The 12102-nt window shown below is 41.9% G+C and carries 8 protein-coding genes; 1 reads left to right on the plus strand and 7 read right to left on the minus strand.

Features of this window, described 5'->3' with window-relative positions; all coding sequences use genetic code 11:
• Positions 1-37: 37 nt before the first annotated feature.
• Positions 38-4591: an ATP-binding protein gene (locus EGC80_RS01490; protein WP_124014218.1), complete on the minus strand. Its 4554-nt coding sequence runs from the start codon at positions 4589-4591 to the stop codon at positions 38-40.
• A gap of 129 nt (positions 4592-4720) precedes the next feature.
• On the opposite strand from EGC80_RS01490, the gene EGC80_RS01495 reads away from it, so the two are divergent.
• Positions 4721-5632, plus strand: a complete 912-nt coding sequence (locus EGC80_RS01495; RefSeq protein WP_101032893.1) for a LysR family transcriptional regulator — start codon at positions 4721-4723, stop codon at positions 5630-5632.
• 292 nt (positions 5633-5924) lie between these two features.
• Here the strand turns inward: EGC80_RS01495 and EGC80_RS01500 are convergent, their stop codons facing one another.
• From EGC80_RS01500 to EGC80_RS01525, 6 genes are all read right to left on the minus strand, one after another.
• On the minus strand, positions 5925-7238 hold the full coding sequence (locus EGC80_RS01500; protein WP_206191889.1) for a transporter: 1314 nt from the start codon (positions 7236-7238) through the stop codon (positions 5925-5927).
• Positions 7239-7267: 29 nt separating this feature from the next.
• On the minus strand, positions 7268-7981 hold the full coding sequence (locus EGC80_RS01505) for a hypothetical protein (RefSeq protein ID WP_124014217.1): 714 nt from the start codon (positions 7979-7981) through the stop codon (positions 7268-7270).
• A 10-nt stretch (positions 7982-7991) separates the two neighbouring features.
• Positions 7992-8696, minus strand: a complete 705-nt coding sequence (locus tag EGC80_RS01510; protein ID WP_233768580.1) for a C39 family peptidase — start codon at positions 8694-8696, stop codon at positions 7992-7994.
• Positions 8697-8749: 53 nt separating this feature from the next.
• Entirely contained in the window at positions 8750-9829 is a 1080-nt protein-coding gene (locus EGC80_RS01515) for a hypothetical protein (RefSeq protein ID WP_124014216.1), read from the minus strand.
• A 25-nt stretch (positions 9830-9854) separates the two neighbouring features.
• Positions 9855-10472, minus strand: coding sequence for a hypothetical protein (locus EGC80_RS01520; RefSeq protein ID WP_124014215.1), 618 nt, complete (start codon positions 10470-10472; stop codon positions 9855-9857).
• Between the two features lie 224 nt (positions 10473-10696).
• Complete coding sequence (locus EGC80_RS01525) at positions 10697-12019, minus strand: sigma-54 dependent transcriptional regulator (RefSeq protein WP_124014214.1); 1323 nt, start codon at positions 12017-12019, stop codon at positions 10697-10699.
• Positions 12020-12102 lie beyond the last annotated feature (83 nt).

Below are 12102 nucleotides of genomic sequence, written 5' to 3' on the forward strand. Positions count from 1 at the left end.
AATAGCGGGTATTTTACTCAACAATCAATCGTACGTATTACGCTTCGATAGGCGATATCACAAACAGGAGATCACCTTGTGAAACTTGCTGGCCATTGCTATTCAGAATACGTTCAATGCGATACTTTTGATCTTCAGGATATAACACACCCGTTTGACGATTAAAGCCCGCTAGGGTCAATTGAGAGAACATTTTCATTGCTTCCATCAATGCCAATGTTTGCTCAACCGTGACAATGTCACCTTCTTTAACAAAGTCTGCTTCACCAGGTGCTGGGGAGGTATAGAAAATTCCCGCACCTTGTGCCAATACTTTCAATTCGTTGCTTTCGCCAACACGTAATGATTCAGAATCAACCTTAATCGCTTCTGCAGCCGCTTCCATTTCAGCAATCAGTGCTGGAATGTCCAACTCTGCCATTAAACGTGGCAAGTAGTTAGTGTCATACACCCCTTCATTGAAGGTGGGATCTTTAAGGATAAGCTTCAGCAATGGAATGTTAGTCGCAATCCCTTTAATCACTACGCTATCAAGATACGCATACATCTTAGCCACCACATCAGCACGGTCAGTACCTCGGATAATGATCTGTGCGATTAAGCTATCATAGTATGGCGATACTTCTTTGCCAGCTGCTGCAATCGAAATAATTTCAACATCATCACGCTCAGGCAATACACATTCAGTGATGTTACCCGGATTAGGAATAAGCTGAAGAATACCATGGCTATCGAGTGCCGCTTTTTCCGCCGTCACACGCACTTCCATAGCGTAACCTTGGTCAACTGGCTGTAGTTTTTCAATTGAACGACCCGCAGCAATATCAAACTGCGCGCTAACAATATCAATACCCGATGTCGCTTCCGTCACCGGATGCTCAACTTGAAGACGAGTATTCATCTCCATAAAGTACACTTCGTTTGCATCTAAGTTATAGATAAACTCAACAGTACCAGCGCCCATGTAATCGGTAGCATCACCTAACGCACGAGTGTATTCCATCACGCGTTGTTTCAGCTCCTCAGGCAACATGGTTGATCCTGATTCTTCAATCACTTTTTGGTTGTTACGTTGTACTGAACAGTCACGAATACCTAATACTTTGCTATTACCAAACTGATCACGCAGTAGTTGGACTTCAATGTGGCGCAATGAGGTAACGTATTTTTCTAAATACAAGTCACCATTACCAAACGCAGCAGCGGCTTCCGTCGCGGTTTTCTGGAAGAAACCAATCATGTCCTCAGGACGTTTAACGACCTGAATACCTTTACCGCCTCCACCTTGGACCGCTTTTAACAGCACTGGATAACCAATTTCAGACGCCACGTTGACCGCTTGTTCTGCGTTACTCAAAATACCATGACTACCTGGCACAACAGGGACATTTTGCGCTTGCGAAGTATGAATAGCGTTAGACTTGTTACCCATAGTGGTCATTGAATGCACGCTAGGACCGACAAAGTTAACCCCATTGTTGACACATAACGCCGCAAACTGTGGACTTTCTGATAAGAAGCCAATACCTGGGTGCAACGCGTCAACGTTTTCATACTCAGCAACTTTTAATACTGAGTAAGCATTTAAGTAACTTTCATCTGAGGTATTACCGCCAATACATACAAGCTTATCAGTGTCTTTAAGCATATCTGCTGGAACAGATGTCATGTCCGGATCTGAGGCCACCAACACCACATTAATGTTGTTGTCGTGTGCTTTACGGATTAATTTAACGGCCGTACAACCACGCGCATGCACCAGCACTTTATTAATAGGCTTCATCAATGCACGAGGATCGTCTTGTTCAATGACTTTTTCTAACTCAATCACTTCAGGCACTAAGGTAGACAATGCTTTGCTGATCACTTCGTCTATTTTCATCGTCGGTAATGGCATGAGTGGATCAATACCATACAACTGGGTGTCTAAGGTATCACTAAATGGATTATGGACTAACCCCGTCATTGCACCTGGCACTTTAGATAAATAGTTCGACAATGTTGCCGTTGATGGTAAGTACGCAGGTACCACCATTTGACCAGCAAACGGCATATTGGTACCAGATAAATAGTACGTCTGCACTAAAGGATGGGTGACAAAACTGGCTTGAGCACCACCGGTACAATCACCAAAACCAAACATCAATACCGGTAATTCGTTATCACGAATAAAGCGCGTAATACGGTCATTCACTACCGCCATAGAGAACAATGCCGCAGCACCTTCTTTCGTTTGCATGCCACCAGAGCTGATAAAACAAATGACCGGTAATTTACGTTTCGCACATTCAATTAATAGTGAACTGAATTTTTCAGCACTGGCCATATCAAATGCACCCGCTTGGAATGCTGTATTTGAAACCGCAACACCTACACGTAACTTACTGCCGTTATTTTTAAAATCAGCCAGACCGGTAATTAAACCACAAGGGCGGATCTTTCTATCAATAGCATCTTCAATCGATAACCGGAAACCGGGGAAATTAAGTAAGTTAGCTGACATTTTGTCGGCATCAATTTCATCAAACTGAGTAAAGAACTGTTTGATAATATTTTCCCAGCCCATCTTGCCTTGCTTTTTCTCTTCACGAAGTACTTTTTGGATAAGTAAGTCTTGGTAACCCATGGTTAAACGGTTCCAAAAATCCTTACGACGACCAATACGTACAGGGTTAATCGTCCCCGTGTATTTATCGTGCTCGTCTTCACTGTCAAAGTACTCTGGTAATAAGCGCTCGAAGAAATAAGTTAAGATAACGAAAAGCGAATCGTTTAATTGTGGGAAACCGACACTCTTCCATTGCTCTACACGCGTTAACAATTCAGCACGATTCGATTGATCCATAAAGTATTTTAACCACTTATAGAACTTGCTCTTGTCGTTAGCGTTATCACTATTAGATAAGGCATTATCAATCGATTTATGGAGTAACTTGTCCACTGATTCACGAGACAAACTTTTTGACATCATGGCTTCTTTGGAAATTGACGCCAAACTGCCGACCACATTGTCATAAAGTGCATTGAAGATAAGCACGTTATGACACTGCCAAATAAAGTCTTCACGTAATTCGTCATTAACGACAATGTCCAGCACAGTAAGCTGACTAAGTTCAGGCCATGGAGCTTGTGTTGTAGACTTAGGCAATGACTCTAAATGCTTAATTAAACCATTGAAATTGTTAGCCGCGTTACTTTTCCAACGATGGTATAATGACCAACCAATATTAAATAACAGTGCTTTACGTGCTTTTTTGTAGTTCTCTTTTGGTTCACCCAAAATAAAACGTGTAATTACGTTACGTTCGGCAGAAATATCTTTACGTTTAGCGCTAAACGTACCCCATAATTTATTCAGTTCTTCATCGTAAACTAACTTGTCAGGGTTGGTTAACCACGCTTGGAACACGCGTTCCTGTTCTTGCTTAATACGCGCTAACAAATCACCTTCTGGCACGCTCACTTTTGACAAGCGACCATACTGTTCTTGTGAGATTGAATGAATACGGCTACGTAAAGTCAAATAACGCAGATATCGATATGCACTACCAAAAATATTGTGATACATAGTCGGATTATTGGCGACAGACAAGCGGGTATTATTTTCAAGCGTAAGTAAATTAGCCGACGGCGCTAAGAAACGCTGTAAACTTCGACCATAATGTTCTTTTAAATCAGCAGACTCGCGTACAAAATCCATCGCAGCACGTTCAACGGCTTCAATAGCACTGATAATCGCACGACGGAAATTATGCTGGCGCTCATCTTTATCTGATGGCGTAAAGTCGATAATACCGTCAATACAGCCCGCGGTATAAAGCTCTTCTGGCGATACCCCGACAGACTTAGCACATTCTTGCCATGACAAGTTGTACTTACGCGCAATGCTTTGTAAGCCTTGCGGCTGGATAGTATTAAAAATACCGTCGCGTACAGATAATAAAATATTGGCTGCAGCTAATGGAATCGCACCACCTGAATAGCCCGCACCAATCACAATACCGACTGTCGGTACACCAACGTTAGCACTTTCAGCGATGGCTTTTGAAATGGTATGAGCTTGATTTTGGCTGTTGGCAACTTCACCAGCATCGGCACCAGGAGTATCAATTAAATATACTATTGGCATCGACAATTCTGCAAAATGACGGATCGCCTTACATGCTGCAAGATGATGTTCTGGCATCCACGCACCGTTTGCGGTCGTGCGCTCTTGGGCAATAAAACCGATACGACGAGTACGAGTGCCAAAGTTTAATTCCACTTCAGCACGATAAAACGGTCCAATATGACTTTCAGCAATAATCTTGCCTTTTAAGTCCGCGATCATACGCTTCGCGCCAGGGCGGTTTTTATCCAAAGTGGGTTGGATAACTTTATTGACATAACCATCAACATCTAAAGATGCCAAACTTTTTAAGTTTGATTGAATTGCATCTTCAGTTAATAATCCTTTTACTTCTTGAGATACACTCTGCTTGTTATGAGCAGGAAATAATGAAAAATCTTTAGCCAAGTGTTCTGCTTGTAAGAAAAGTGGGTCAGCCGATAGTGCTTGAGTCTTGTTAGCGGGCTGCTTTTTGCTGGTCATCCTTAGATCCTCTGCTTATATAGCCTCTGAAAATTTTTTTTAGCTCGTAAATATAACTTTGTTAATGGGTAAATTACCATATAAACTAGCTTGGACGCTTTGTTCCATAATTGAGACAGTGAGGTTTGAATGCCCGATTTGAACGGTATGATGCTGTTTGCAGCCGTTGTTAGAGCAAAAGGATTCTCTCAAGCAGCCCGAGAGATCGGACAACCTAAATCAACCATTAGTCGAAAAGTTGCTCAATTAGAAGAACAACTCGGAGTGCGACTACTCCAAAGAGACACCCGAAATTTAAGTCTGACCCAAGTTGGCGCATTATTTTTTCAACACTGTGATTCCATTAGCCATGAAATTGAAGCCGCCAAAGCCACTATTGAAAACACCCATAATGATATTTCTGGATCGTTACGGATAGCAATTCCGGTGTCATTTTCACAAGATGTCATTGGCCATTTATGCTCAAGTTTTATGCGTCTTTACCCCAATATAGAACTGGATATTCAATTTACTGACAGTGATGTCGGTCTTGTGGGTGAAGGTTACGATATTGCCATTAAATATGGTCCATTACAGTCGTCAGATCTTGTTGCTCGATTGTTATTTGAACGCCAACCTATTCTGGTCGCTAGCCCTGGTTATATAAAAGAATTCAGTAGCCCTGCTACACCGCAAGAATTAACCCAGCACAACGGTATTTTACTTGGCACCACCTTATCGGCCCCCATTTGGCCATTAGGAAAAGGCAATCGTAAAATAATGGCGACCTTTAAACGAAAAGTACGAGTCAACAGCGCCAGTATGGTAAAACGCTTAGCGTTGGATAATTATGGCATTGCCATGCTATCTAACACGAGCTGCAAGCAAGAACTCGCAACGGGGAGCTTAGTGCCTATTTTACAAGAATGGCCAATGGAAACCTTTAAAGTTTATGGGGTTTATTCAAGTCGGCGCCAATTAGCCAGCAACATTAGTGCTTTTTTAGACTTTTTCACCAAACGTTATACCAGCCAAGAATCATTGCATTCAATGATGAGTTAAGGATATATAATGGTGACGCCTTACCGAGAGCGTCGCTTCGCGACTGATAGGTTCTAGGAACTCGCAAGCTCGCCAGAGGGCGGTGCTTCGCTCCTTCTAGATGCTAGGTTTTAGGTCCTAGGATCTAGCAGCCGTAGGCGCCCTATTCCTAGCACCTTGAACGCTGTCACTTCTGGACATGCTCAATCCTGCATTTCGAAATCGTTTAGGTATATCACCTCAAACGGCTTAAAATAGGCTGCTTGAGGTGATACCGATTGACTGATAAAGAATGCCAATTCCTTTTACTAAATTAAAAACGATAAGGAAATCGCACGCTAATTTGATAATCTGGGGAGTCTTCAGTTAACCCGGAGCCTATTGAGGTCACCATGGATAAATTAGGTGACAAGGCTAAGGTAGCGCCAATACCCAAATTCGCGGTATTGGTGTCAGTTCGAGGGATTTTCTGCCATTCTCCACCTTCTGGTCTTTGTTTAGTTTTACTGTAAAACCGTTGATTAAAGCTCATACTCAAACTCATTCGCTCGGAAACAGCAAAAGCTAATCCCACGCTGTAATCAAGATAATTACCTAAATCAATTTCACCAGGGCTTAACCCTGTCGCACCGGACAAGTCATCAAATTCCTCTGTAAAGCTAACACCATAATTTAAATTAAAAAATACAATCGCAGGATCAAAGGTTTTTGCTAAGCTAAACCCTGTAGACACGCCCCAAACACCAGAACCCGTTGCCATTTCAGTTGGGTAGGTCAAATTGCCAGAGTCTGATGTTTCAAGCGGGATCCCAAAAGGATCTTTTCCGGTTGGAGCGCGAACCCTGACGTTCCACACCCAATCGGGCCAGTCTACTGATTCAGCATTCATTCGATAATAAACTGCGCCACTGATATCACCAATTTGACCACCACTAATTTTAGCGGTTTCATATCGTTGACTCGAGTTGCCCTCCCCCACAGAGTCATACTGAGTCCAGCGATACAGGTACGGTAAACCGAGCTCAAACTGCCAGTTTTCATTTAAAGTATAGCGGGTGGTGAGATCAAGTTGCGTAGTATTAGTGCGAATACGATCTAAATTTAAATTACCCAAAAAAATGGCATCAAGTGCTAAAAACCCTCTAAGAATTAGATCTTTACGACTGTAGTAGCTATAGGTAAATGAGGGCTCGACGGTAAATTTTCGAGAGAAAACATTATGCGCTTCTTGTAATACGTCATCAGTACTTCTTGCTCTGTCTGGCGTTTTTTTTCGCTTTGCAGTGCTACTGGCGACTACAGCTTGTTGACTTGATTGAGCGCTTGGTCGTTCAACTGATGGGGGGGGATGAGGCGTTTGCTGTGTCGTAGAGGTGACATTTGTATTGCTGGCTTGGCGGCTTAATGCCTCTTGCTTGAGCACCTGTTGTGCCATCTGATTAATGGCTTGTTGCTGTAACTTAATTTGTTGATTTAACTGAATCAGTTTTTGTTTAAGTGCTGCAATATCTTGTTCAGATAAGGTCGATTGCGAGACAGGTTGAGGATGAGTATCTGCAGCATACGCAGGTACGGCCCATATTCCAGGCAGTATCACTGCGATAGCTGAGGTCCATTTCTTATTCATATATACGTCCTTGGCTTGTACAGAGTAAATCAAAATCCCATAGATGTTAAATCACTGATTTGCCTACCAAGTATATTCGACTCTATCGGTCCAACAGGCATACCATCGTACCTTAGTGTAGACTGATTTATCACTCCGTGATTGAGTCCATTAATAAAAATGCTCTGCACTAACTGGCCGTTGCCATCTTGATAGCTAATTCCTTGGCTCGCATTACCCGAAACCAAGTCAACTTGATAACCAATCGTATTAGCATTAGCCGAAAAAGTAGTGCTGCCATTATGGCTAACAAGCGTTGTCCCCACTGCAACATTGATCCCCTGCAACAAGGGCGTCAAATGACCTTGGGCCATGTCGAATTCATTAACTGCTAGGTTTTCATCGCCGGCGATTTGAATTCGTTGTTGTAACCCTGCCGTTTGCCCCAAGGTATCTAACTGAAACCCATTTTGACTATTAATAGCATTTGGGTCGCTAATAGTAATACTTATCGAGGGTTGATTATCAACTTGAGCAATTTCGATTTGCATACCTACTTGCTGTTGAATACCATTGTCTTGGATAAACTGCGTTTGCATTTGTAAGCCGAAATAATAATCTTGACCACTATTGATGTATTTGCCTTTCATTGAATCAAGTTCAAAGTCTGTTAGCACTTGGCTATGTTTAAACACTGACAGCGAAGGTGAACTGGCCATCACTGGTGCAGCGACAGTCAGTAGTAGCATCATGCATAATTTCATATCTTCCTCCTTAAAGCATATCTGAATAAGAAAAACCAAATTCGAGCAACTCTGCGTCCGTCAGTGGCGACAGAGGGTCGAGTGCTTTAAACGTTAATTTTGCTCTTGGGTGCAGCAAAGGATTATCACGTTGATAATCTTCTCCAATAACCACAAACACAACACCATTCCACTTCTGATTAAACTCTGCCATTGTCATGATCCGATTACCTAAAGCAGGATCGCCTAAATAGACATCTCCGCCATCATAACGTCGAAAAACCACAAAGTGGCTGTAACCACTATCATTAAGTAACACAATGGCAGGGATTTTGAGTAACGACATTTCAGCTTCACCGACTTTATATCCACGCCCTCTTAAACCTTGAGATTGCAGATACCGTTTCATATTAAGCAGTGAAAATCCTTGCTCTTGAACCAATGCCAGATCAGCATGCTCTAACATGCCAATTAACACTTTTTGCTCAGTAATCTCTTGACGATCATAGGCATATTTCAACAGGCTAGCTAGGCTGGCTGCACCGCAAGAGAAATCGGTTCTTTGTTGTATTACATGTTCAAACTTGCGCTCACGTATACTTTGAATAGGTTTAGAATAGGTTCCCATTCCTGGCACGACACCCGTTAATGGAACCTCTGCGGCATAATTGTAGTTAGTCAGACTCAAGCTGAAAATGATCAACAGTGCGATCATCAATTGGGTTATATTGCGCATAAGATGAATCAGGGGGTTGCCCCCCTGCCTTATTCATACCGTTTCATTTAGCATTATTCAGCCGAAATAACGGTTGACGGTCCAGTAATACTTGTCAAGGCTAAGTTGTTTGACTGTAAGTTTCCTGTACCACTCGCCAAGTTAACACCAATGTTACCGGATGCATTTTGGAAAGCACTGCCCCCTAGTAATGAAGTGTTATTAGACTTCTGCACGATAGTTTGGACAAAGAAAGGTAATTGGCCACTAACCGTACCATTTAGAGCAATATCACCCGCTTCGTCAAAGGTCATTACCTCTGAACCGGTTGGATTTTCAGTATCAAAATCAATATGGCCCACTACAGTTCCAGGAGGCACATTATGTGAACCAGCATCTGGACCTTCTTCTAGGATTATTTGAGGATAATAAGGCGTATTGAGCTCCGAAGTTCCCACGTATGTTCCAGAAGCACCTAAGGCAAGATTAACGGTGGCATATTCCACGCTATCCTGAACAACCCCGATGTTCATAGTGCCGTTATGCCCAGTGCTTTGCACATTAGACACGCTGGCTTCACCTAAACGTCCATTATAAGTCGACGCGGCCATATTATTGGCTTGAATATTGTTGTTACCAGCAGCAACGTTGACGCCAATATTACCTGTGGCATTCATAAACGAAGAACCCGCGATGGTTGATGTGTTAGTTGAGGCTTCATTCCAGACACCATTAAAACCACCCATTTGCGTATTAAAAATTTCAGCATCACCAGAGCCAAAAGCAAAACCTGCATCAATAGAAGCTAACGCAGCTGAATTACTTTGCGCATTAAAATCACCAGCTGCTTGGTTAACACCAATATTACCGCTGGCGCCTTCAAATGAACTGCCTGTTATTTTAGCATCATTATCATGATAGTAATTTTCAACCATATTTGCGCTAGTTTCTTGCACGTTTTCAACCACTGCCATGCCTAAACCGTTGGCTTTAATGGTACCTTCAATTTTAACTTTTCCTTCGTATTTAAGGTCTTTAGTTACATTGACGGCTTTATTTAATTCAACACTGCTGTCAGTATCTGTCATTCCGTTAGCGTATGCAGAACCACTCATTATGGCTGCAATACTTAATACTAGAGTGAGTTTTTTCATCTTCCATTCCTCCGATCGATGATTATTAATTCCCGCTTGGTAACTGCAACGAGAACTGGTTAATGGCAACATTATTATTGCCAGAAATTTGATTAACTTGCATCACGCCTTGCGCATCCAAAAAACTGTCTGGAGCAATTTCGGCCTGATAATATGATAATTGATAAGATGAAGGTGCCAATTGGCTCGACACTTGGGTTAGCGCGTCATCGTTTAACCCTTGACCCATGATGGTTTCAAGGGTTGAATCCATGGCAATACTGCCTATATTGGCTTGCATATTTTGCTCACCACTCACTTGATTAATACTTGCTAACCCTTGAAATAATGCAAAAGCTTGGCTGTCTATTACCGTAATGCGTTGCTTGTTGGGTTCTGATTGCGAAGTTAATTGCGGTGATAGGATGTAATTAATCGTTTGAATGGATGCACTGTGGCCTATAGCGTGGCTATTAGACTGAATATTAAAATCGCCAGCGGCTTGATTAATACTTGCCCGACCTGCACCTTGCATCACGTGTGAGCCAATGACACTTGAGTCATCAGCGTAAGATTGCGCAGCTAGCAATAACACACCAAGCGGTATTCCTCGCGTCAATGACAACGGCAATATATTGCGATGTAGTCTGCTAATAATATCCATAAAATATTCCTTCCATACTTGATACAAGGTTATAGCAACCCTTGTGCCAAAGATAAAAGTTTATATATTTCATGTAGATAGTAATTTTAAAATGAAGGGGAATTCTTAATATTAAGAATGTAAATAGCTAGATTATTGATATCTATATTAATTTTATTTTTAGCCTGAATCTTATTCTTAAGATTCGATAAGCAAACAATATGATTATCGCAATGTTAACAAGACTAGATCAGTTCTAAGTCATGCTTGTCCATGAGTCGATAAAAGGTCGCTCTAGAAATATCTAAATAACTTGCTGCTAGTTCAACATGACCATCTGCAATCAAGATTGCTTGTTGCAATGCTTGTTTTTCAGCATTGTCTTTTAAGGTTTTAAGCGAGAGCGCGATATGACGCTTTTTTTCGATATTGATTAACTCTAAGTTTTGAGCAGTGATCTGCTGCGTGTCGCTCAATACAACCGCACGACGAACACGATTAATTAACTCGCGGACATTACCAGGCCATGGATAATTTAATAATGCATGGCAAGCGGACTGCGACAATGGCTTAGTCGCAAGCCCATATTCATCCGAATACACCCGAATAAATCGATTGGCTAAACCGATGATATCATCACGTCTTTCTTTTAATCTTGGAGTTTCAATGGTAATGCCATTTAAACGATAGTAAAGATCTAAGCGAAACTTACCTTGATCAATAGCATTTTCTAAATTGACATGAGTAGCGGCTAAAATACGCACGTCAGCCGATTGCGGCATACTACCGCCAACGGAGTCATACAAGCCTTCTTGTAAAAAACGCAGTAAATTGACTTGTAGTTCAGCGGGTAAATCGCCAATTTCATCTAAAAATAATGTTCCGCCATTAGCCAGTGCAATTTTGCCCTTTCGGGAACTTGTGGCCCCCGTAAAGGCGCCTTTTTCATGACCAAATAACTCAGACTGAATTAATCCTGCCGCCATAGCGCCACAATTAACCGTAACAAAAGGTCCGTCTTTTCTGGCAGATAATTGATGTAACTGGGTCGCCACTAATTCTTTGCCCGTGCCAGATTCACCTCTAATAAGCACGGGGATATCGGTCGGGGCCACTCGCCCAACTTGACGGAATAACTGTCGCATGACGTCTGATTGATACGCAAATTGCTCGTTATCTTTACACTGTGATTCAAGCTGCGGAGCATGCTGCTGCTTTAATTTAGACAGACCGAGACCATGACCCAAGCACTTCGCTAATCTTTCAGGATCAATTGGACTGGTGTAAAAATCCCAAGCAAATTGGGCAATAAAAGTGGTAATTTCTGCAATGTCGAGTTGTGGTTTATTTATGAGTACAATGATATGGATCCTGGGATCTAACTCTCTCACCAGGTTAGTGATTTCATTTATAGTATTTTCTGTTCGAAGATCGATTAAGCACAGAGCACAATTAATAGGTATTTTATTTTTATTATACTTATCAATATAGTGAAGTTGAAAGTGTAATCCACAAAGCACCTCGTTTAGCTCATTACACCGAAAACCTGCCATTAATAATGGTTCCATGTTGATATCCTTCCGATACAGTGAACACAAAAGTGCTAACACAAGGTTAGCCAGTGCATTTTATCTATAGATATAACTGGATA

Source organism: Shewanella psychromarinicola, from assembly GCF_003855155.1.
Classification (GTDB): Bacteria; Pseudomonadota; Gammaproteobacteria; order Enterobacterales; family Shewanellaceae; genus Shewanella; species Shewanella psychromarinicola.